At 69.0% G+C, this 20,702-nt stretch carries 30 protein-coding genes and 1 tRNA gene; 16 read left to right on the forward strand and 15 right to left on the reverse strand.

Features of this window, described 5'->3' with window-relative positions; all coding sequences use genetic code 11:
- Positions 1–173: 173 nt before the first annotated feature.
- The 5 genes from Q0833_RS01405 to Q0833_RS01425 are packed head-to-tail and all read right to left on the reverse strand — an operon-like array spanning position 174 to position 4,752.
- Positions 174–914, reverse strand: coding sequence for an SDR family oxidoreductase (locus Q0833_RS01405; protein ID WP_298429534.1), 741 nt, complete (start codon positions 912–914; stop codon positions 174–176).
- On the reverse strand, positions 907–1,479 hold the full coding sequence (locus tag Q0833_RS01410; RefSeq protein ID WP_298429537.1) for a DUF3833 family protein: 573 nt from the start codon (positions 1,477–1,479) through the stop codon (positions 907–909). The genes Q0833_RS01405 and Q0833_RS01410 overlap by 8 nt, the downstream gene beginning before the upstream one ends.
- Entirely contained in the window at positions 1,476–2,699 is a 1,224-nt protein-coding gene (locus tag Q0833_RS01415) for an MFS transporter (RefSeq protein WP_298429540.1), read from the reverse strand. The genes Q0833_RS01410 and Q0833_RS01415 overlap by 4 nt, the downstream gene beginning before the upstream one ends.
- Positions 2,696–3,460, reverse strand: coding sequence for a DUF1365 domain-containing protein (locus Q0833_RS01420; RefSeq protein WP_298429543.1), 765 nt, complete (start codon positions 3,458–3,460; stop codon positions 2,696–2,698). The genes Q0833_RS01415 and Q0833_RS01420 overlap by 4 nt, the downstream gene beginning before the upstream one ends.
- A complete protein-coding gene (locus Q0833_RS01425) occupies positions 3,457–4,752 on the reverse strand; it encodes an FAD-dependent oxidoreductase (RefSeq protein WP_298429546.1) in 1,296 nt (431 codons plus the stop codon). The genes Q0833_RS01420 and Q0833_RS01425 overlap by 4 nt, the downstream gene beginning before the upstream one ends.
- Before the next feature lie 183 nt (positions 4,753–4,935).
- Here Q0833_RS01425 and Q0833_RS01430 point away from each other — a divergent pair, with 183 nt between their 5' ends.
- Positions 4,936–5,538 carry a LysE family transporter gene (locus Q0833_RS01430; protein ID WP_298429549.1) on the forward strand — a complete coding sequence of 201 codons (603 nt, stop codon included), beginning with the start codon at positions 4,936–4,938 and terminating at the stop codon, positions 5,536–5,538.
- 7 nt (positions 5,539–5,545) lie between these two features.
- On the opposite strand, the gene Q0833_RS01435 is transcribed toward Q0833_RS01430, so the two are convergent.
- Positions 5,546–6,007 (reverse strand): CreA family protein, encoded by a 462-nt coding sequence (locus Q0833_RS01435; RefSeq protein ID WP_298429552.1) that lies wholly within the window; start codon positions 6,005–6,007, stop codon positions 5,546–5,548.
- Positions 6,008–6,100: 93 nt separating this feature from the next.
- On the opposite strand from Q0833_RS01435, the gene yghX reads away from it, so the two are divergent.
- The 6 genes from yghX to Q0833_RS01465 all read left to right on the forward strand — a co-directional run bounded on the left by yghX (position 6,101) and on the right by Q0833_RS01465 (position 9,561).
- Positions 6,101–6,994, forward strand: a complete 894-nt coding sequence (gene yghX / locus Q0833_RS01440; protein WP_298429554.1) for a YghX family hydrolase — start codon at positions 6,101–6,103, stop codon at positions 6,992–6,994.
- Positions 6,995–7,022: 28 nt separating this feature from the next.
- A complete protein-coding gene (locus Q0833_RS01445) occupies positions 7,023–7,217 on the forward strand; it encodes a hypothetical protein (RefSeq protein ID WP_298429557.1) in 195 nt (64 codons plus the stop codon).
- Positions 7,214–7,414: a hypothetical protein gene (locus Q0833_RS01450; RefSeq protein WP_298429559.1), complete on the forward strand. Its 201-nt coding sequence runs from the start codon at positions 7,214–7,216 to the stop codon at positions 7,412–7,414. The genes Q0833_RS01445 and Q0833_RS01450 overlap by 4 nt, the downstream gene beginning before the upstream one ends.
- Before the next feature lie 11 nt (positions 7,415–7,425).
- On the forward strand, positions 7,426–8,088 hold the full coding sequence (locus tag Q0833_RS01455) for an RluA family pseudouridine synthase (protein ID WP_298429561.1): 663 nt from the start codon (positions 7,426–7,428) through the stop codon (positions 8,086–8,088).
- A 136-nt stretch (positions 8,089–8,224) separates the two neighbouring features.
- Positions 8,225–8,881, forward strand: coding sequence for a peroxiredoxin (locus Q0833_RS01460; protein ID WP_298429562.1), 657 nt, complete (start codon positions 8,225–8,227; stop codon positions 8,879–8,881).
- A gap of 86 nt (positions 8,882–8,967) precedes the next feature.
- Positions 8,968–9,561 (forward strand): class I SAM-dependent methyltransferase, encoded by a 594-nt coding sequence (locus Q0833_RS01465; protein WP_298429563.1) that lies wholly within the window; start codon positions 8,968–8,970, stop codon positions 9,559–9,561.
- A gap of 56 nt (positions 9,562–9,617) precedes the next feature.
- On the opposite strand, the gene ykgO is transcribed toward Q0833_RS01465, so the two are convergent.
- Both ykgO and Q0833_RS01475 read right to left on the reverse strand, forming a co-directional pair.
- On the reverse strand, positions 9,618–9,743 hold the full coding sequence (ykgO, locus tag Q0833_RS01470; RefSeq protein ID WP_005850168.1) for a type B 50S ribosomal protein L36: 126 nt from the start codon (positions 9,741–9,743) through the stop codon (positions 9,618–9,620).
- Positions 9,744–9,844: 101 nt separating this feature from the next.
- A tRNA-Val gene (locus tag Q0833_RS01475) sits at positions 9,845–9,919 on the reverse strand.
- A 143-nt stretch (positions 9,920–10,062) separates the two neighbouring features.
- Between Q0833_RS01475 and Q0833_RS01480 the strand changes: the two genes are divergently transcribed.
- Positions 10,063–10,923 (forward strand): N-formylglutamate amidohydrolase, encoded by an 861-nt coding sequence (locus tag Q0833_RS01480; RefSeq protein WP_298429565.1) that lies wholly within the window; start codon positions 10,063–10,065, stop codon positions 10,921–10,923.
- A gap of 3 nt (positions 10,924–10,926) precedes the next feature.
- On the opposite strand, the gene Q0833_RS01485 is transcribed toward Q0833_RS01480, so the two are convergent.
- Positions 10,927–12,180, reverse strand: a complete 1,254-nt coding sequence (locus Q0833_RS01485) for a DNA polymerase IV (RefSeq protein WP_298429567.1) — start codon at positions 12,178–12,180, stop codon at positions 10,927–10,929.
- A 94-nt stretch (positions 12,181–12,274) separates the two neighbouring features.
- Here Q0833_RS01485 and Q0833_RS01490 point away from each other — a divergent pair, with 94 nt between their 5' ends.
- From Q0833_RS01490 to Q0833_RS01515, 6 genes are all read left to right on the forward strand, one after another.
- On the forward strand, positions 12,275–12,475 hold the full coding sequence (locus Q0833_RS01490) for a hypothetical protein (RefSeq protein ID WP_298429569.1): 201 nt from the start codon (positions 12,275–12,277) through the stop codon (positions 12,473–12,475).
- Positions 12,472–12,714: a hypothetical protein gene (locus tag Q0833_RS01495; RefSeq protein ID WP_298429571.1), complete on the forward strand. Its 243-nt coding sequence runs from the start codon at positions 12,472–12,474 to the stop codon at positions 12,712–12,714. Before Q0833_RS01490 ends, Q0833_RS01495 begins: the two co-directional genes overlap by 4 nt.
- Positions 12,715–12,775: 61 nt before the next feature.
- Positions 12,776–12,991: a hypothetical protein gene (locus Q0833_RS01500; RefSeq protein WP_298429573.1), complete on the forward strand. Its 216-nt coding sequence runs from the start codon at positions 12,776–12,778 to the stop codon at positions 12,989–12,991.
- 73 nt (positions 12,992–13,064) lie between these two features.
- Positions 13,065–13,958 (forward strand): SPFH domain-containing protein, encoded by an 894-nt coding sequence (locus Q0833_RS01505; protein ID WP_298429575.1) that lies wholly within the window; start codon positions 13,065–13,067, stop codon positions 13,956–13,958.
- Complete coding sequence (locus tag Q0833_RS01510; protein ID WP_298429577.1) at positions 13,958–14,248, forward strand: hypothetical protein; 291 nt, start codon at positions 13,958–13,960, stop codon at positions 14,246–14,248. Before Q0833_RS01505 ends, Q0833_RS01510 begins: the two co-directional genes overlap by 1 nt.
- Before the next feature lie 71 nt (positions 14,249–14,319).
- Positions 14,320–14,715 carry a hypothetical protein gene (locus Q0833_RS01515; RefSeq protein ID WP_298429579.1) on the forward strand — a complete coding sequence of 132 codons (396 nt, stop codon included), beginning with the start codon at positions 14,320–14,322 and terminating at the stop codon, positions 14,713–14,715.
- Between the two features lie 2 nt (positions 14,716–14,717).
- On the opposite strand, the gene pyrF is transcribed toward Q0833_RS01515, so the two are convergent.
- The 6 genes from pyrF to tsaD form a co-directional block, all read right to left on the reverse strand.
- Entirely contained in the window at positions 14,718–15,401 is a 684-nt protein-coding gene (pyrF, locus tag Q0833_RS01520; protein WP_298429581.1) for an orotidine-5'-phosphate decarboxylase, read from the reverse strand.
- Between the two features lie 64 nt (positions 15,402–15,465).
- Positions 15,466–15,657, reverse strand: a complete 192-nt coding sequence (locus tag Q0833_RS01525; RefSeq protein WP_298429583.1) for a hypothetical protein — start codon at positions 15,655–15,657, stop codon at positions 15,466–15,468.
- A gap of 92 nt (positions 15,658–15,749) precedes the next feature.
- Entirely contained in the window at positions 15,750–16,169 is a 420-nt protein-coding gene (locus Q0833_RS01530; protein WP_298429585.1) for an EVE domain-containing protein, read from the reverse strand.
- A complete protein-coding gene (locus Q0833_RS01535; RefSeq protein WP_298434907.1) occupies positions 16,166–16,441 on the reverse strand; it encodes a YciI family protein in 276 nt (91 codons plus the stop codon). Before Q0833_RS01535 ends, Q0833_RS01530 begins: the two co-directional genes overlap by 4 nt.
- Positions 16,441–17,400: an NAD(P)H-dependent glycerol-3-phosphate dehydrogenase gene (locus Q0833_RS01540; RefSeq protein WP_298429587.1), complete on the reverse strand. Its 960-nt coding sequence runs from the start codon at positions 17,398–17,400 to the stop codon at positions 16,441–16,443. The genes Q0833_RS01535 and Q0833_RS01540 overlap by 1 nt, the downstream gene beginning before the upstream one ends.
- Complete coding sequence (gene tsaD, locus Q0833_RS01545) at positions 17,397–18,479, reverse strand: tRNA (adenosine(37)-N6)-threonylcarbamoyltransferase complex transferase subunit TsaD (RefSeq protein ID WP_298429589.1); 1,083 nt, start codon at positions 18,477–18,479, stop codon at positions 17,397–17,399. The genes Q0833_RS01540 and tsaD overlap by 4 nt, the downstream gene beginning before the upstream one ends.
- Positions 18,480–18,548: 69 nt before the next feature.
- On the opposite strand from tsaD, the gene Q0833_RS01550 reads away from it, so the two are divergent.
- Positions 18,549–19,232, forward strand: coding sequence for a uroporphyrinogen-III synthase (locus Q0833_RS01550; protein ID WP_298429591.1), 684 nt, complete (start codon positions 18,549–18,551; stop codon positions 19,230–19,232).
- A gap of 68 nt (positions 19,233–19,300) precedes the next feature.
- Positions 19,301–20,701: a hypothetical protein gene (locus Q0833_RS01555; protein WP_298429594.1), complete on the forward strand. Its 1,401-nt coding sequence runs from the start codon at positions 19,301–19,303 to the stop codon at positions 20,699–20,701.
- Position 20,702 lies beyond the last annotated feature (1 nt).

Consider the following 20,702-nt stretch of genomic DNA (forward strand, 5'->3'; position numbering starts at 1 on the left):
CGGTCGCCCCACGGCCCGAAAGACCACCCGCGACAGGGGATACGGGGGAAGCGACCCGCGCCGTTTCCGATCGGACCGTCTCGGCGACGATCCATCAAGGTTAATGCGCGCGATCCTCTGGCCCGAAATACCTCGGGGGGCCCGCAGGGCGGGGGCAGCGCCCCCTCCGGTCCTCAGCCTTTCCGGGCGAAGATCGGATACCAGAGCGCGTCCGGCAGGAACTGGCCGCCCCGGAAGAGCCACGAGAAGACGGTCGGGAAGCTCTTCTTGAAGTCGTCGCCCGACATCAGCTCGAACATGTGCTGCGCGGCCTCCTCGGGCTCCATCAGGAAAGGCATGTCGAAATCGTTCTTGTCGGTCAGGCGCGTCTTGATGAAGCCCGGGTTCGCGATCTGGACCTGAACGCCGGTGGTGCGCAGGTCGGCGTACATCGCCTCGGCCATTCCCATGATCCCGGCCTTCGACGCGCAATATCCCGTCGCACCCGGCAAGCCGCGGAATCCGGACAGCGATCCCGTCAGCACGATATGTCCCGCATCGCGCTCGACCATGTCGCCGATCACCGCGCCGACGCAGCGCGCCGCCCCGGTCAGGTTCACGTCGATCATCGCCTCGACCTTGTCGGGATCCCATTCCTGCGCCTTCAGCGGCCAGTAGACCCCCGCAAGGAAAACCATGCCGTCGATCCGTCCGATGGCCTCGGCTGCCGCGCGGACCGACGTGCTGTCGGAGACGTCGCAGGTCCGCACCTCGGATCGGCCGGGCAATTCGGCGGCAAGCGCCGCCAGCTTGTCCTCGGACCGGGCCGAGAGCACCAGCTCGGCGCCGGCGCGGGACATGTTCTGGGCCAATGCGGCGCCGAGACCCTCGGACGCACCGACGAGCCAATATCGTTTGCCGCTCCATTCACGCATCGTCATCCTCCATGGGGGTGATGACGGCGAACAGTTCCGCGGCCTTGATCCCGAACTTCCGAAACTGGCTGCGATTGAGGATTGTTCCGTCTTCCTGGAGATAGAGCCAGTCCACCGCCGAGAGAAGATGGCCACCCATCTCCTCGGGGAGCTGGATCCGGTAGCGCAAGCCCAGCGCATTGCCCGACTGTCGGCCCTGCCCACCGCCGGGCACGTCGTTGGCCTCGGTCTCGACCCGTCCGTCCTCGTAGACGGTGATCAGCCAGACCCGCTCCTGCGTGGTGCCGTCGTCATAGACGAAGGTCTCGATCATGGATCCGACCGGCCCGTCCCAAGTCATTCGCATGATCGCGACGAAGCGACTGCTGACGCGACCGGTCGGCCCGAAGATCATGCCCTGGCAGCGCATCGTGCCGTTCAGGTGCCGCCTGATGTCCAGTTCGGGCAGCAGGTGGACGTAATCGTCATGCTCCTGCGCCTGGAACGCGAAGGTCCGCCGCACGATCCAGACGGAGGCCAGCGCCAAGACGACGCCAATCAGGACGTAGAGTATCGGGTCTGTCATCCAACCTCCGGGTCAAGGCGCGCCAGCAGCAGGAATGCCGCGGATTTCAGGACCAGCGGGACACCGGCATAGAGCAGCGTCAGCACTGTCATGGCTGCGGCGGGGCTGGCCGCACCCGGCACGAACCCCGCCGCTTCCAGCGTTGGAAATAGGGCAATCGCGGCGAAGGCCAGCGTGATCTTGTTGACGAAGGACCATAGCCCGAACCCGTCCGCCGCCGAGGGCGCGATCACGGAGAGACGCTTGGCAAAGAGCGCCGGGAGCAGCGTGAGGTCCGCGCCGACGGCGGCCCCCGAGGCGACGCAGATCGCCGCGAAGGGCAGGGCATCACCCGGCCCGAGGGTCAGCGCGAAGGCGAAGGTCGCGATCGCGAGCCCCATCGCCCAGAGGAGGGACCGGCGCGCGCCCACCCGCTCGGCCGCCCGGCCCCAGAGCGGCGCGGCCCCCGCGGCCGAAAGGAAGAACAGCAAGAGGAGCGGCCCTTCCCATCCGGGCGCCTGAAGGCGGTCGCTGACGAAGAAGAGAAACAGGGTCGAGGTGACGGCGACGGGTGTGGCGTTGACCAGCGCGAGAAGGAGGAGGCGACGTGCCCGTGCGTCGCCGAGCACGGCGCGTAGCCCGCCGGTGCCCGGCGTCTCGCCGCCGCCGCTCCACTCCCGCCGCATCAGCCAGACGACCAGGACGACGCCGACGCAGAAGATCGCCGCGTACCACGCGAAGGGCGCCCCGGTTCCCGCCAGAACCGCCGGCAATGCCGCTGCAAGGCAGACGCCCAACAGGCCGCCCGTTTCGCGCCAGGCGGCGAGGCGGACATGCCCGTCGCCCATCGCCCGCGCCTTCGCGACGCCTTGGGCGTAAAAGCAGATCGTCAGGAACGAGAAGGCCGAGAAGAGCGCCGCAAGGCTGAGCGCGAACCACCAGAGCGGGGGCAGGGCGGGCGGAACCGCGAACAGGGCCACCATCGCCACCGCCATCAGGATCGCGGCCCCGAGGACCATCGCGCCGCGCCGGTTGCGGGTCGCCTCGGCCAGCCGACCCAGCAACGGGTCCTGCACCACGTCGATCAGGCGCAGCGCGAAGAGCGCCAGCGAAAGCTGCGCCAGCGTCACGCTGTAGCTGTCGACGTAGAATTTCGGCGCGTGGATGTAGATCGGCAGGCCCGCGGCCGCGAGCAGGGCCGCGAACCCGGCATAGCGGGGCAGCCCTTCCGTCCGCGTCATCGCGACGTCTCGTGCTCGGGCGGACGGGGCCGGCTCCGCCAGGTCGCGCCCTTCCACCAGAGGCGCAGCGCCTGCCAGTGGATGAGCCCGAGAACCCGGCGCGTGCCAAAGGGCCGCCGCAGCGCCGCGCGGATTAGCCCGCGATTGGTCAGCGGCATGCGCGGTCCGGTCAGAACCGCCAGCAGCCGCCCGTCGCCGATGCGGTAGTCGATGCGGATGTCGACGCGGTCGGGGGCGATGTCGAAACGGAACGCATAATCCCCCTCGGTCGGCTGGAAAGGCGAGACATGCATCAGCTTGCGGGCCGCCAGCCGTGTGTCGGGCGTGATCGGTGCGAGGTCGTCGGTATGGCAGAGGTAAGAATGCCTGTCGCCATAGGTGTTCGTCACCTCGGCGATGGCGATCCGGAACGCGCCGGCCATGTCGTGGATGAGCCAGAAGCTCACAGGGTTGAACGCATGACCCAGCACGCGTGGTTGGGCGAGCAGGAGGATGCGACCGGGTCGGAAGGACGGATGCGCCTCGGACAGCACCTCGTGCACCCACCTCACGCCGCGTCCCGCGCCGGGCGGCCCGCCATGGTCGCGATCCCGGAGCGAGGCCAGGGCGGCGCGGTTGCGTCCGAAGAGCGATGGCATCGACCCGGTATCGGTCGGGTCGAGCAGGACGTAATCGACCCCGTAGCGGAAGGCGTTCGTCACCCCTTCGGCGCGGCGGCCATGGAAGGTCTGGCCCGGAACATGGTCCAGGACCCGGGTCACGCCGCCGCGATTCCCATCGGGGTCCGCCGCGACATCGCCTGGACGACATCGAGCGCGCTGGCGATGCCGTCCTCGTGGAAGCCGTTCCGCATCCATGCGCCGCAGAACCACGTGTTCGCGGTGCCGTTCAGGGCGCGCATGCCCTCGACCGCCTTCAGCATCGCGAGGTCGTAGACCGGGTGCCGGAAGGTGTTGTCGTCGTAGATATCCTCGTCCCGGAACGTGCTCTGGGGGTTCAGCGTCAGGAAGAGCGGATCGCTCTCGTCGATATTCTGCAACCGGTTCATCCAGTAGGTCAGGCCCAGCCGGTCGTCGCCGCCGCGCTTGGCTTCGCTGTAGTTCCACGACGCCCAGACCTTGCGGCGCCGGGGCATGGCCGACGGATCGCGATGCAGGATGCCGCGATTGTCCTGGTAGCGGATGTCGCGCAGATGGGTCGTCTCGGCCTCGGACGCGTCCGAGAGAAGCGACAGCGCGACGTCCGAATGGGTCGCGAGCACCACGTCGTCGAACCGCTCCCATTCACCGCCCCGCACCCGGATCTCGACCCCGCCGGGGAGACGACGCAGACCCTCGACCGGCGCGCCGAGGCGGATGTCGACGCCCCGTGCGCGCATCCGCGCCTCGAGTCGGGATACATACTGGATCGATCCGCCATCGACCGTGTACCAGACATGCTGGCCGGTGTGGTGCAGAAGGTTATGGTTGCGAAAGAAGCGCAGCATCGCCGCGGCCGGAAAATCCATGACGTTCTGGCTGGGCGTCGACCAGATCGCGCCAGAGATGGGGCCGATATACCAGTCCCGGAATTCCTGCCCGAGGCCCATCCGGGTCAGGAACGCGCCCAGAGACAGATCCGGCGCGATGTCCATCTCGCCCGCCCGGGCGTTGAAGCGGAACACGTCGCGCACCATCCGCAGATAGGGCGGCGAGAAGGCGAGGCTGCGCTGCGCGAAGAGCGTGTCGAGCGTCTGGAGGCTGTATTCGATCCGTCCGCCTTCGATGGATGCGGCAAAGGACATGTCGGATTCGGCGACCGGAACGCCCAGATCCTCGAACAGCTTGACGAGGTTGGGATAGTTCGGGCGGTTGTAGACTATGAAGCCGGTATCGACCGGCTGCTCGCCCGTGCGGCCCGCGAGGACCGTGCGGGCATGGCCGCCGAGACGCGGCGCGGACTCGATCAGGGTGACGGAATGGCCGGGGGCGAGCGCGTCGGCGGCCGCCATGCCGCTGATGCCCGCGCCGATCACGGCGATGCGGCGGGACGGGGAAGTCTGGATGTTCTGCAAGGGAAGGGGTGGTCCGATCGGCGGTTGGTGGCGTTGCCACTAGAAATGGGGCGTCGCGGCCACGATCAAGATGCGCATATCCGCGCAGGTCCGAACGTTTCGAGATGCCTAGCCGGTTCGGGACGCCGCGCCTAGGGTGGCGGGCCGTAAACGTCCGCACTGTTGCAAACGCCGGAGTCGTCCTTGCCTATTACCGACTGGATCGTGTTCGCGGCCTTCTGGGCGGTCTTCGTGACCTCGCCGGGACCGAACGCGGCCAATTGCATCCTGACGGCGTGGTATGCCGGGTTTCGGTCGTCGCTCTGGTGCGTGGCAGGCATCCTGACGCAGGCGACGCTGTTCCTCGGGCTGGCGGCGACGGGAGTGACGGCCCTCCTGCTGGCGGCGCCGGGAGCGTTCGACGCGATCCGGCTGATCGGAGCGGCGATCCTCGTGGCGCTTGGCATCCGGGCCTGGATCCGGGCCGGGGACGCGCCCGCCGCCGAGCCGCCCCCGGCCCATGGCATCTACCTGCGGGCGCTGGCCATCGCCACGTTCAACGCCAAGTCGCTGGCGGGCTACCTCGCGGCGTTCACGCAATTCGTCTCGCCCGACATAGCCATCGCGGCGCAGATGGGGGTGATCGTGCCCACCGCCCTGACACTCACCACCCTCAGTTACACGGGCTGGTGCGGCCTCGGCGCGTGGCTCGGGCAGCGGGCGATGGGCGTGATGGCGAGCCTCTGGCTCCGGCGGTCGCTGGCGCTGTGCTTCGTGGCCTATGGCGTGGCGCTGGCTATCCTCTAGGCGGGCGTCAGTCCGTCGCGAGCGTCGCGCCGTAGAGCGGCACGGTCGAGATCGACATCTTCGCCGAGCCCTCGGTCAGTTCCTGCGCGTGGACGAGGTAGATCAGCGTCTGATTCGCCTCGTCGAAGATACGCTTGATCCGCAGCGACTTGAGGATAATCGACCGGCTCTCGCGGAAGACCTGTTCGCCATCCTCGGACATGTCGATGTCGCCGACCCGGATCGGCCCGGTCTGGCGGCAGGCGATCGAGGCATTGGACGGGTCCTCGAACCACGCCCCCTGGCTCAGCCGGTCGATCAGCGACCTGTCGAAATAGGCGATATGGCAGGTGATGCCCTCGACCTTCGGGTCGGCGATGGCTTCGATGATGATGTCGTTGCCGACCCAGTCGACCCCGACTTCGCCCACCTGTTCGGCATGGGCGGCGGGCGCGAGAAGGAGGGCGGCGGCGAGAATGTTCGATTTCATTCGCATGAAACGCGGCGCGCGGGCGCGGGTTCCGTGTGCGGTGCCGCAAACCGTGCTACCTTCCCCTCGGTCATCTGGGACGGGAGACACGCCATGACACGCATGACAGCCAAGGATTTCGATCAGGAATTGCTCGACCTCTACGACTTCTATGCCCACGGGAAGATCTCCAAGCGCGAGTTCCTCGACCGCGCGGGCAAATGGGCCGTCGGCGGCCTGACGGCGGCGGCGATCCTGACGACGCTCTCGCCGAACTACGCGCTTGCGCAGCAGGTGGCCGAGGACGATGCCGACATCACGGGCGAGGACATCACCTATGCCAGCCCGAACGGACATGGCGACGTGAGCGCCTATCTCGTGCGCCCCGCCGAGACCGACCCCGAGCGCCCGCCCGCAGCGATCCTCGTGGTACACGAGAACCGGGGCCTCAATCCCTATATCCGCGACGTGGCACGGCGCGTGGCCAAGGCGGGCTTCATCGCGCTGGCGCCCGACGGGCTGACCTCGATGGGGGGCTATCCCGGCAACGACGACGAAGGCCGCGAGCTGCAGCGCCAGGTCGACGGGGAGAAGCTGATGAACGATTTCTTCGCGGGCTACGAATATCTCGTTGCCCTCGAAGGGACGAACGGCAAGGTCGGCGCGACGGGCTTCTGCTACGGCGGCGGCGTCGTGAACGCGCTGGCGGTGGCCTACCCGGAGCTCGACGCGGGCGTGCCCTTCTACGGGCGGCAGGCCGCCGCGGCGGACGTGCCGAAGATCGAGACGCCGCTTCTGTTCCAGTACGCCGCGCTCGACAGCCGCATCAACGCCGGCTGGCCCGAGATGCAGAAGGCGCTGGAGGCGAACGACAAGATCTACGAGGCGCTGATCTGGCCCGACGTGAACCACGGGTTCCACAACGATACGACCCCGCGCTACTATGCCGAGGCGGCCGAGGCCGCGTGGGAGAAGACGGTCGCGTGGTTCAGGGTCTATCTCGCCTGACCCCCGCGGCCCGCCACGGGAGGTCGTCATGCTGGAGCTCGCCGCCTCGATCCACCCGCTGGGCTGGCTGGCCCTGATCGCCGTGCTGGTGGCGCTGGTTTCCCTGCCGCAGGCGCTGCGCGAGATGTGGCGGCGCCCCTGGAAGGATGACGCGCGCGGACGTTCGGCGAAGACCGATACTCATGGCGGCCCTCCCATCGCGCCGGACCGCGACCGGACATGAGCAAATACGGCCCGACGCGTCGCGAGACGTGGATCTATCTGATCGTCTCGCTGGCCGGGTTGGCCCTGATGGCCGGGGCGGTCGCGTTCCGGGGCGTGGGCGGCATCGCGGCGATCGAGGTGGTCGGGATGTCGGTGCTGTTCTTCGGCGGCACCGCGATCTGGGCGGGCTTGCGCCTTTGGCGGGGGCGCGGGTAGGGCTGCCGCCCATGACCGACGCACCCGGCCCTTCCACCCCCTACGATCCGCCCGAAGGGCCGATCCCCGTGATCCACGAGGACGCGCATCTTCTGGTGGTCGATAAGCCCGCGGGCCTCCTGTCCGTGCCGGGGCGGGGCGAACACCTTTCCGATTGCCTGCTGACGCGGCTGGCCGAGACCCACCCCGAGGTGTTGCTCTGTCACCGGCTCGACCGGGATACGTCGGGCATCATGGTCTTCGCGCTGACAAAGCTGGCGCAGCGCAAGATGGGTCGGCTGTTCGAGACCAAGCGCGTCAAGAAGCGCTATATCGCGCGCGTCGCGGGCGCGGTGGCCGAGGCGAAGGGCACGATCGACCTGCCGCTGATCGTGGACTGGCCGAACCGGCCGCTGCAGCATGTGAACCACGAGACCGGCAAGCCTTCGGTCACCGATTGGGAGCGGGTCGCGGTCGAGGACGGCACCACGCGGATGAAGCTGATGCCGCGCACGGGGCGGAGCCATCAGCTTCGGGTGCACATGCGCGAGCTGGGACATCCGATCCTGGGCGATCCGTTCTATTCCGACGATTCCGAGGCGTGGCCGCGCATGATGCTCCATGCCGAGGGGCTGAAGTTCGAACATCCGGTCGAAGGCAGCATGTTGCGGCTTGAGGCGCCCTGTCCGTTCTGATCCGCGCACGAAGGGATACCGTTCCGACCGGCAAGGCGGGGGCGAACCGCTGTCCCGATCCGGTGCGAGACCCGTTTCAACACGGGTGAAGGGTGACTACATGGCACACGACGCAACCGAGCGAGGAGACGAGACCATGGGACTTCGCATCAACCAGACCGTTCCAGATTTCGAGGCCGAGACCAGCGAGGGACCGATCCGGTTCCATGACTGGATCGGTGACAGCTGGGCCATCCTCTTCAGCCATCCGAAGGACTTCACGCCGGTCTGCACGACCGAGTTCGGCGCCGTGGCCCAACTCGCCGACGAGTGGGAGAAGCGCGGCGTCAAGGTGATCGGCATCTCGGTCGACGACGCGGAAAGCCACCGCAAGTGGAAGTCCGACATCCAGACCTTCGGAAAGGCCGAGCCGACCTTCCCGATCATCGCCGACACGTCGCTCGACGTCTCGAAGGCCTATGACATGCTGCCCGCCGACGCCTACCTGCCCGACGGACGCACGCCGAACGACACCGCGACGGTGCGGTCGGTCTACGTCATCGGACCGGACAAGCAGCTTAAGCTCTCGATGACCTACCCGATGAATGTGGGCCGCAACTTCGCCGAGATCCTCCGCGCGGTCGACGCGCTCCAGACGGCGGCCAAGTACGGCGTGGCCACGCCGGCCAACTGGGACCACGGCAAAGACGTGGTGATCCCGGCGGCGGTGTCCAATGAGGATGCAAAGGCCAAGTTCGGCGACTTCACGACGCATTTCCCGTATCTGCGGATGACGAAGGACCCCTCCGCCTGACCGGCGGGGCGGGGGACGGGCGCCGGGTCTCTCCGTACCTGGCGCCCGGTTTCTACGAGGACGCGCTGGCGGCCGGGCGGCTCCGCTTGATCGTCGGCGGGCGCTGGGACGAGACCGGACGCGCGCAGATGGCGCTCCTCCAGTCCGAGGGGCTGGCGCCGCATCATCGCCTTCTGGACATCGGCGCGGGGGCGATGCGGCTCGGGTGTCGCGCGGTGCCGTTTCTCGACGCGGGGAACTACTGGGCCACGGACGCGTCGCGCGCGCTGATGCTGCGCGGTCGCAGCGAGGAGCTGGCGGAGCCGTCGCGCCTGCCCAAACACCATTTGATCGCAGATGACGGCTTTCGTTATCGCGGCATCCCGACCGGGATCGACTACGCCATTGCCTTCGCGGTTTTCACCCACCTGCCGGCGGATCGCCTCGGCGGTGCGTTGAATCGCGCGCGCATCGCCTTCCCTAGGCTGCAGGCCTTCCTCTTCACGGTGTTTCTTGGGCCGGAGGGCGAGGGCTCGGTCCGGCAGGCGGATGGCGTCGTGACCCATCCCGACCGCCCGCCTTGGCATATCTCCGAGGATGCCGTCCGGCGGATGGTCGAGGAGGCGAGCTTCGACCTTCGTCGCCGCGACGACGTGCTGCCGCGCGGGCAGGTCTGTTTCGTCGCGCGCCCGTCCCGCTGAGCACGAAAAAGGCCGCCCCCGAAGGAGCGGCCCCGATCGTCACGCGGTCGTCACGTTCAGCCCTGGCGGGCCTTGAAGCGGCGCTGCGTCTTGTTGATCACGTAGACCCGGCCCTTGCGACGCACCACGCGGCAGTCGCGGTGGCGGTTCTTCAGCGACCGGAGGGAATTGCGAACCTTCATGGCTGCTCTCCTATGCCTGCGGGGCGTGCGCCCCGGGTTTCAATTCGTGCCCCCGTCGGGGGCGGTGAGATCCCGCCGTCTTCCGTGGGGAAGATGCGGGGTGGTGGGCGATACTGGGATCGAACCAGTGACCCCTTCGATGTCAACGAAGTGCTCTACCGCTGAGCTAATCACCCCCGATCCGCCGAAATTACGGGAACTCCCGACAGCCCGGCGCATTGGTGCGGCGGGGATAGTGTCTTTCACGAGGGCGTGCAAGGGGGCTTTCTGCCGTATCGCGAACGCCCTAGGTTATCGTGCGAGGAGCCTCGATCCACCCATGCCGCGCCAGTCCTTCCGCCTGTTTCGACCCGATGCGATCGGATCGCCTGTCGTCGTGGCCAGCCCCCATTCGGGCCGCAACTACGACTGGGATTTCATGTCCGCCACCGTGCTCGACGGCGACCGAATCCGATCGTCCGAGGACGCCTTCGTCGACCTCCTTCTCGAGGACACGCCGTCGCTGGGGATGCCGCTTCTGGTGGCCGAGATGCCGCGCGCGTTTCTCGACCTCAACCGCGCCACCGAGGAGCTGGATCCGGCGGTCGTGCGCGACGTGCCGCGCGGATCGGTCGCCAACCCGCGGATCACCTCGGGGCTGGGCGTCATTCCCCGCGTCGTCGCACAGGGCCGCGCGATCTATGACGGCAAGATCAGCCGCTCCGAGGCGCGCGACCGCATCGAGCAGTTCTGGCATCCCTACCACGCGCAGCTCGCCGCATTGATGGACGAGGCGCAGGCGCGGTTCGGCGAAGCCGTCCTCGTTGACTGCCATTCGATGCCGCACGAAGCGATCGAGGCCTCGGCGCCGGCGGGTCGCACGCCCGAGATCGTGCTGGGCGACCGCTTCGGGGCCGGCGCGCGACCGGAGCTGGTGGACGCGCTCGAATCGATCTTTTCAGACCAGGGCTTCCGCGTCGCGCGCAACGCGCCCTTCGCGGGCGCCTATGTCGTCCAGAACTACGGCAAGCCCGCCCGCGGCCGCCACGCCATCCAGATCGAGATCGATCGCGCGCTCTACATGGACGAGGCCGCGATGCGTCCGACCGCCGGGTTCGACGACCTCAAGCGCGCGCTGACGGACACGTTCGCCCGCTTTGCAGACGTGGCACGGGGGAAGGATCGCGTCGCCGCCGAGTAGCCGTCAGCGCAGCGCGCGGCCCTTGCGGATCGCGTCTTCGCCGAACCGCGCGCGGATCGCATCGGTGGCCCGTTCCGCTTCGGCCCGGCGCGCGGCATCGGGATCAAGAAGGTCACCCGCCCGATCGGCCTGATCCTCGGGCACGAGATCCGAGATCCCGACCCCGATCAGCCGTGCGGGCCCGCTCCATCCCAGCGCGTCGAACAGCGCGCGTCCCTCGCGATAGATGCGATCGGCCATTTGTGTCGGCTCGGAGAGGGCATGGCGGCGGGTGACGGAGGTGAAATCGGCGCGCTTGATCTTCATCGTGACCACGCGCCCGGCCAGCCCCTTGGCCTTGGCGCGCGCGCTGACCTGTTCGGCCAACCGCCAGAGATGCCCGTCGAGGATATCCGGGTCGGCGGTGTTCTCGTGGAACGTCGTCTCCTTCGAGATCGATTTGACGGGCCGACGCGCGCTGACCCGGCGGCGGTCCTGTCCGCGCGCCAGATGCCAGAGCCGGTCGCCCATCGACCCGAAGCGCCGCCCGAGATCGGCGCGATCCCAGCGGCGCAGATCGGCGATGGTGTTGATCCCCGCCTTCTTGAGCGATTCCTGTCCCACGAGGCCGACGCCCCAGATGATGCCCACCGGCTTGTCGGCCAGAAACGTCTCGGTCTCGGCCGCGCCGATCACCGAGAACCCGCGCGGCTTGTCGAGATCGGAGGCGATCTTGGCGAGGAACTTGTTGTGGCTGAGCCCGATCGAACCGGTGATCCCCAGCTCGGCCTGCATCCGCGCGACCAGACGCGCCAGCATGACCGCGGGCGGCTGGCCATGGAGGCGCGCGGTGCCGGTCAGGTCGAGAAACGCCTCGTCGAGCGAGAGCGGTTCGATATCGGGCGTCAGCTCCTCCATCATGGCGCGGATGGCCTGGCTCACCTCGACATAGAGGGACATGCGACCCTTGATGATGACCGCGTCGGGACAGAGCGCCAACGCCTTGAACATCGGCATCGCGGAGCGCACGCCCCGGATGCGCGCCACGTAGCAGCAGGTCGAGACGACGCCCCGCCGCCCTCCGCCGATGATGACCGGCTTGTCGGCCAGTTCGGGCCGGTCCCGCTTCTCGACCGAGGCATAGAACGCATCGCAATCCATATGCGCGATCGACAGATCGAACAGCTCGGGATGGGTGGTCACGCGGGGGCTGCCGCAACGGGGACAGCGTCGCGCATCGGGAAAGGACTGGAGACAGGCGCGGCAGAGCGACGGCATGGCCGGGATGTAATCCCCGTACGCCGCCGAGGGAACCCGCGAGGGGGGCTTTGGGGTTTCCACAGGGATTGTCACAATGCCCGAGGAGGCTGCCATGACCGATCCGCACAAACCCGACGCCAATGCCCCGCCCAGCGGCTCCGCCCAATCCGCGGTCGAGGCCCCGTCCAGCCCGGCCGGGCGAAAGATGCTGCTGACGGCGGCAGCCTTCGTCCTGATTCTCTTCGTGGTCTTCCTCCTGATTCCCGGCGGCGACGAAACCGTCGAGGAGACCCCGGCGGTCGTCTCTCAATGAGCGGCGAGGGCACGCAGACCAAGCCGGGCCACGCGTCGGGTCAGGCACCGGGCGACGGTGCGCTGACACATGACGACGTTGCCCCGAATGGTGGCCGCGCGAAATTGGGCCTGTTGGCGCTGCTGGCGCTGATCGTCGTGATCCTGGCGGTGTCGTTCCTCTGGGCCGACGATGCGCCCGTCGCGGCTGATGGCGGACCCGAGGCGGTGATTGTCGATGACGGGACGCTCGGGGACTGAATGTCGCGCCTTCGGAACGGAGCGGCCACTGGCTCGTTCACTGGACCGAAGGAGAATCCCTATGGTCATCGAACCCCATGACGCCCCCGTCCCCGAGAGCAGCAAGCGCAACTACTACATCTGGCTCGCGGTCGCGATCGTGCTCGGCGGCCTGCTTGTCGTCTTCGTGATGCCGAACCTTTACTACCTGACCGCCGAAGGCCCCGCCGTCGATGGCGGCTTCAACGTCGTGGTCCCCGAGGCGGATGGCACCGGCCTCGCCAATGTCGGCGACTGACACGACTGTCCATGACCCGTTGTCCCCGCCCTGATCGCAGGGCATCGTTCGCAAAATCGCGAGGGACCGGGTCATGGATATCGAAGAGCAACTACTGACACTCGCGGGCGAGAACGCCGTGCTGATCGCCATCGCGATCTTCGTGATCGTCTGCATCATGCTCGGGGTGCGGATCGTTCCGCAGTCCGAGAAATACGTGGTCGAGCGGTTCGGGCGGCTGAAATCCGTGCTCGGGCCGGGCATCAACCTGATCGTGCCCTTCCTCGACAAGGTGGCGCACAAGGTCTCGATCCTCGAGCGGCAGCTTCCCAATGCCAGCCAGGACGCGATCACCCGCGACAACGTTCTCGTGCAGGTGGAAACGAGCGTCTTCTACCGCATCCTAGCGCCCGAAAAGACGGTCTACCGCATCCGCGACGTCGACGCGGCCATCGCAACCACGGTCGCCGGCATCGTGCGCGCCGAGATCGGGATGATGGAGTTGGACGAGGTTCAGTCGAACCGCTCCGAGGTCATCAACAAGATCAAGGCGCAGGTCGCCGATGCCGTGGATGATTGGGGGATCGAGGTGACGCGCGCCGAGATCCTCGACGTCAATCTCGACCAGCAGACCCGCGAGGCGATGATGCAGCAGCTCAACGCCGAGCGGGCCCGTCGCGCGCAGGTGACCGAGGCCGAGGGTCAGAAGCGGTCGGTCGAACTGGCCGCCGATGCCGAGCTCTACGCTGCCGAGCAGACCGCCAAGGGCCGGCGCATCGCCGCCGATGCCGAGGCCTATGCGACCGAGGTCGTGGCCCGCGCCATCGCCGATAACGGCCTCGAGGCGGCGCAGTACCAGGTCGCCTTGAAACAGGTCGAGGCGCTCACCGCGCTCGGCGGCAAGGCCGGCAGCCAGACAGTCGTCGTGCCCGCCTCGGCGCTGGACGCGTTCGGCGAGGCGTTCAAGATGCTGCGGGGTCGGGGCTGATGTGGTCGGCATGGTGGGTCTGGATGCTCGCGGCGCTGATGTTCGGCGTCATCGAGGTGCTCGCCCCCTCCTACATCATGCTCGGGTTCGCGATCGGCGCGGGGCTTATCGGACTCAGCCTGCTGACCGGCCTTCTCGGATCGCTGGTCGGTCTGGCCGGCGGCTATGGCTTCGCCAGTCTCCTCGTGGCCTTCGCGGTTCTGTCGCTGATCGCGTGGATCGCGCTCCGGGCGGTGTTCGGGCCGCCGGGCGCCGCGGCTCAGACCTTCGACGACGATGTAAACGACTGAATAATTTGGGAACCTGACCGGGTGGGGTCGTCGTTGTCTGGGTATAGACCTGCAACAGACGGAGGCCCGACATGGCCAGCATCGACCACACGACCGACCCCCGACACAACAACATCAGCCGCGCCGAGGTGGACGCCCGCGTGCCGCACGATTCCCACACCGCGCGGACGACCGACCACGACTACGCGGCCGAACCGCGCGAGGCGCACAGCTCCGGCACCAACTGGATCATGATCGCCGCGGCCGTCGTGCTCGGGTTGCTGCTGCTGGCGTGGCTCTTCGGTGCGTTCGCCGCCGACGAAACCGTCGCCGTGACCCCGACCACCGACGCCGAGATCGTTGCGACCGAGACCGCGACCGAGACGGCCCCCGTCACGGCCGTCGCCGTCGAAGAGACCGCCGGGGCCGCCGTCGCGGTCGAGGACAACGTAACGACGACCACCGTTCCGGTCGTGCCCGTCGACTGACGCTATGCCAACTCGTCGAGGATCGCCTGCGCTGCGGCGCGGGGATCCGCGGCGGCGTGGATGGGACGACCCACCACGATGTGATCCGCGCCCGCCTCGATCGCCGAGGCGGGCGTTTCCGTGCGCTTCTGGTCGCCAAGCGCCGCGCCCGCCGGTCGCACGCCGGGCGTCACGATGAGCTTGTCCCGCGCCTCGGGCAGGGCGCGGATGGCAGCCGCCTCGCGCGGCGACGCGATGACCCCATCGGCGCCTGCCTCGAAGGCCCGCGCGGCGCGGGTCGCCACCAGATCGGCGATATCGCCCGGCGCGATCAGCGATGCGTCGAGATCGGCGCGGTCGAGCGAGGTCAGGATGGTCACGGCGAGGATCTTCATGTCGCCCTTCGCCTGCGCTGCCGCCGCGACCACATGCGGGTCGCCATGGACGGTCAGGAAATCGAGATCGAACTGGGCAAGCCCGCGCACCGCGGCCTCGACCGTGGCGCCGATATCGAAGAGCTTCATGTCAAGAAAGATGCGCTTGCCGTGCTCGTCCTTGAGCTCGTTGGCCAGCGCGAGGCCGCCGCCGGTCAGCATGCCCAGCCCGATCTTATAGAAGGACACGGCATCGCCCAGCGTCTCGGCCATGGCGAGCCCGTCGAGCGCGTTGGGCACGTCGAGCGCGACGATCAGGCGGTCATCGGACATGGAAGATCTCCGGCAAAGGGGTTGCCGGGCGGGGTAGGACGCCGTGCGCGCCCTGTCCAGAGTGTCAGATGTTGTGGGCCTGCTCGGCCAGCGCGCTGACGGCGGTGTCGTGGGTCCAGGCCGGATCGCCGGGGGCCGTCAGGCGGCGGCGGTGAACGGTCCCACCCGGCGCGCGCAGGATCGCGGTGCCTGCGAATGTGCCATCGAGCGGGTCGAACCGGACGGCTTCGATGCGGATTACACGATCTGTCGGCAAGGGCGTCTCCGGTACGTCATCGGCGTCGTTCGCAAAAGGAACGCTGCTTCGTTCGAATCGGTTGCATCCGCGTTAACGAATTTTTACGCGCGTCAGGGATCGACCCCGCCCATGGCGCAGATCGCCTGCCATTCAGCTTCGGTGACGGGCTGGACCGAGAGGCGGCTGTTGCGGACGAGGACCATCTCGGACAGGTCGTCCCGCGTCTTGATCGCGTCGAGCGTCACGGGTGTCGCGAGCGCGTCGACGGCCCGGATATCGACGCAGTCCCAGCGTTCGTCATCCGTGGTGCTGTCAGGATGCGCGGCGGCCGAAATCTCGACGATGCCGACGACGGCCTTCTCGGACTGGCTGTGATAGAAGAACCCCCGGTCGCCCGGCTCCATCTCGCGCATGAAGTTGCGCGCCTGGTAGTTGCGGACGCCGTCCCACTCCTCGCCGGCCTGGCCCTTGGCCACCTGGTCGTCCCAGGACCAGACCGAAGGTTCGGATTTGAAGAGCCAGTATCTCATGCCGATACGACCCGGTTCCAGGCCTCGATCCTGACATCCTCGAACAGGCCCGCCGTCGCATAGGGATCGGCGGCGGCAAAGGCCTCGACATGGGCGCGGTCCGCGGTCTCGAAGATGATGAGGGAGCCGCACATCTCGCCGGTCGCGTTCACGAAGGGGCCCGCTTGGCGGACATGCGGATCGGCCCGCAGATGGGCCAGATGGGCCTCGCGGTTCTCCTGCCGGAGGGCGAGATGGCCGGGCTTGTCGGTGCAGATCAGGGCGTGGAGCATCATTCGGACCTCAGGTCGCGGGAGAGAAGGGCGTGCATCGCGTTTTCGACCGTCAGGTCCCCGGCGACAAGCCCGGCGGTCGCGCGTGTCACCGGCAGGTCGATGTCGTGACATGCGGCGAGGTCGAGCGCCGCGCGGGCTGTCGCGACCCCTTCGGTCGTGGCGTCGGGCCGAACCGATCCCGCGCCGATCGCGTGGCCCAAGGCGAAGTTGCGCGACTGCGGCGAGGCGCAGGTCAGCGCGAGATCGCCCAGCCCCGACAAGCCCATCAGCGTCTCGGTCCGCGCACCCATCGCGGCGGCGAGGCGCATCATCTCGGCCATGCCGCGCGTCATGAGGGCGGCACGCGCGCTGTCGCCGAGGCCGGCGCCGATGGCCGCGCCGCAGGCGATGGCGACGACGTTCTTGAGCGCGCCCCCGAGTTCGACCCCGATGGTATCGGTGCTGCGATAGACGCGCAGGACCGGCGTGGCGAGCCGGGCCTGAAGCATCGCACCCACCGCGTCGTCGGCGCATCCGAGGACCAGTGCCGTCGGCAGGCCCTGCGCGATATCGGCGGCGAAGCTGGGACCGGAGAGGATCGCGGGCACGGCGTCGGGTCGCATGTCACGCAGGGTCGCGGTCGCGCCGCGCCCGGTCGCGAGATCGACGCCCTTGCACGCCGCCACGAGATGCGCGGGCCGGAGCGGCAGATCGGCGAGCACGGCGCCGAGGGTCTGCATCGGGACCGCCATCAGAACGGTCTCGCACGCCGCCAGATCCGTGGCGTCCGCGGTGGGCATGATGGGCGCGGGCAGGGTCACGCCCGGCAGGCGCGGCATGCGGCGGGTGCGGGCCGACCCGGACAGGATGGCGCGATCCCGGCCCCAGAGGTGGACGGGCGTGTCCGCACGGGCGAGTGCCACGGCCAGCGCGGTCCCGAAGGCGCCCGCGCCGACGATGCCGACGGGCGCGCTCATGCCTTCGCCCCGCGCTTGCCCGAACCCAGCATGGGCGAAGCCGCCGCGTCGAGCGGCCAGCGCGGTCGTGCGGCAAGGGTCATGTCATCGCGGCGTCCCCCGGCAAAAAGCTCCGCGCCCGCCCATGCGATCATCGCGGCATTATCGGTGCAAAGCGCGAGCGGGGGGGCGAGGAATGGCAGGTTTGCGTCCCCCGCAAGCTCGGTCAGGGCCGCGCGCAGGCTGCGATTGGCAGCCACGCCACCCGCGACGGCAAAGGCGGTGACATCGGGATGCGCGTCGAGGGCGCGGCGCGATTTTTCGACCAGGACCTCGGTCATCGCGGCCTGAAAGCTGGCGCAGATATCGGCGCGGCGGTCGCGGGGGAGGCCGCCATGCTCGGACACGACCGCGTCGCGCGCCCGCAGCACCGCCGTCTTCAGGCCCGAAAAGGACATGTCGAGCCCCGGCCGGTCCAGAAGCGGTCGGGGCAGGGGCACCGACGCCGTGCCGTCGGCGGCCGCCGCCTCGACCGACGGGCCACCGGGCTGCGGCAGACCGAGGAGGCGGGCGGTCTTGTCGAAGGCTTCGCCGGGGGCGTCGTCGATCGTGCCGCCGAGCCGGGTGAAGGCATCGGGGCCATCGACCCGCAAGAACTGGCAATGCCCCCCCGAGACGAGCAGCATCAGATATGGGAAGGTCGCGCCATCCGTCATCCGGGGCGTCAGCGCGTGACCGGCCAGGTGGTTCACACCGATGAGCGGCAGGCCCGTCGCCGCCGACAGGCCCTTGGCGCACATGACACCCGCCAGCACGCCACCGATCAGTCCCGGCCCTGCCGTCACCGCGATGGCGTCGCAAGCCGTCAGGGCCACCCCCGCCTCGGCCAGCGCCTGTTCGACGGCGAGGTCGATTTTCTCGGCATGGGCGCGGGCGGCGATCTCGGGGACGACTCCGCCGAAGGCCGCATGAAGATCGTCCTGCCGCATCACCACGTTGGAGAGGATCTCGGCGTCGCCCGCGCCGTCGCGGCGCACCACGGCGGCCGCGGTGTCGTCGCAGGAGCTTTCCAGCCCCAATATCGTCAGACCCTGCGCCATAGGTGTTGTGCCGTCCGTGCTGCGGGTTCACCCTCGCCCTTCACCTAGGCCGCCCGATCCGGGGGAACAATGCGCCCGTTGCCCATCCTGCTGACCCGCCCGCGCGCCGCGGCGACGAGCCTCGCGGCGCGGCTGGCCGACACGGGCGCGACGGTTCTGGTTTCTCCGCTGCTCGAGCTGTCGCCGATGGGCGCTCTGCCCGCGATTTCCGGTGGCGTGCTGTTGACTTCGCCCGCCGCGGTCGATGCGTGGACGGCCATGGGCGGAACGGGCGCCTGGCCCGCCTGGGTGGTCGGGCCCGAGACGGCCCGCCGTGCGGCTGAGGCGGGGTTTGACGTCCGGGGTGTGGCGGCGGATGCGGCGGCACTGGCCACGCTCGTCCCCGAGGACGCGCCGCCGCTTGTCCACCTCCGCGGCGAGGTGCAGCGCGGCGACCTCGCCGGCGACCTCCGTGCGCGGGGCCGGGACGCGACCGATGCCGTCATTTACCGGCAGACGGCGCTGGGCCTGACCGCGCCGGCCCGCGCCCTCCTGCGGGCCGGTCCGACACTCGTGCCGCTCTATTCGCCGCGCACCGCCACGATCTTCGGCACCGAATGCCCGGCGGGCGCGTTGGGCCATGTCCGCGCGGTCTGCCTCAGCCGCGCGGTGGCCGAGGCCGCGCCGGTTCGACCCGTCGCAATGGCCGCACGCCCCGACGGGCAGGCGATGGAGAGCGCGATCCGTAAAGCCCTCGCCGCAAACGGCGGTTGAGGGCCCACGGGGGACGGTCTAGGTGTATCTATGGTCCTTTGGGCCGAAGCTGACGGGGAGACGACGTGGTGGCGCGCAAGACCGGCAAGACGACCCAGACCGACACGTCCCCTGAGGATACGAGCCCCGCGACGCCGGTCGAGGATGCGGTCGTCGTCTCCGAGGATGCCGGGACGGCCGGGTCGGACACGCTGGTCGCGACGGCGGCGGATACACCCAATGACAGCGTCGTCATGGACACGGATACGGATACGGTGACCGATGGCGCGGCGGATACGCCGGTGGCGGAAACCGCGTCGGACGAGGCGCCCTCGGACGAGATGCCGACCGACGACAGCCTCGCGGGCGAGACGGCGGCGGACGACACCGTGGAGGACACGCTCATCGCCGATATCGCGGGCGATGTGTCCGAGCCAGACCCCGAGCCCGCAACGGCCATCACAGCGCCGCCGCCCGCGGTGATCGAGAAGCGCGGACCGGGCTTTCTGCCGCTGGTCCTCGGCGGTCTGGTGGCCGGTGCGATCGGCTACGCGGTTCCGACATTCATCGCGCCCGCCCCCGAAATCGACATGACGCGCATCGAGACGCTGGAGGCGGAGCTTGCCGCGCTGGGCGAGGGGGGCGACGCGGAGCCCGTGGATCTCGCCCCGATCGAGAGTGCGCAGGCCGACCTTGCGGCCCGGCTGGACGAGGTCGAGGCACAGGTCGCGGCGCTGGCCGATGCGCCCGCCGCTGGACCGGTCGACGCCGCCTCGACGGCGAGTGTCGAAAACACGCCGGTGGATCTGGCCCCGCTCCGCGCCGATCTCGACGCCCTGGCGGCGCGTGTGGACGCGTCGGGTGAAGCGCAGGACGTGACCGGCGCTCTGGACGGTCTCCGGGCCGATCTCGGGGGGCGGATTGACGCGGTGGAAACCGGGCTGTCAGATGCGACAGGCCGGATCGACGGCCTCGCGACGCGGATCGACGAGATCGGGGCGGAAACCGCCGCCGTCGAGACCGAGGCCGAGACACTGGCGCGCGAGGCCGCGGCCAACCAGCTTCGGATCGCGCTCGAATCCGGGGCGCCCTTCGCCGAGCCGCTGGACGTCCTTGGTGACGCGCCCGATGCGCTGGCCGCTTCCGCCGCCGAGGGGGTCGCGACGCTGGGCGATCTTGTGGCCGACTTCCCGCCGCTGGCCCGCGAGGCGCTGCGCGCGGCCCGTGCCGGAACCGCGCCCGAAGGCGTGGGCGGCATGTTCGGGTCGCTCTTCAATGCCCGTTCGCTCGAGCCGCGCGAGGGCGACGACCCCGACGCCGTGCTGAGCCGGGCCGAGGCTGCGGTGCGCGCCGGGGACTTGGACACGGCGCTGGCCGAGATCGACGCGCTGCCCGAGAGCGCGCAGGACGTGTTGGCCGACTGGACCGCACGGGCGACCGCCCGCCGCGACGCCCGCGTGGCCCTCGATGACTACCTTCAGGACGGGTGAG

The organism is uncultured Jannaschia sp. (genome assembly GCF_947503795.1).
Classification (GTDB): domain Bacteria; phylum Pseudomonadota; class Alphaproteobacteria; order Rhodobacterales; family Rhodobacteraceae; genus Jannaschia.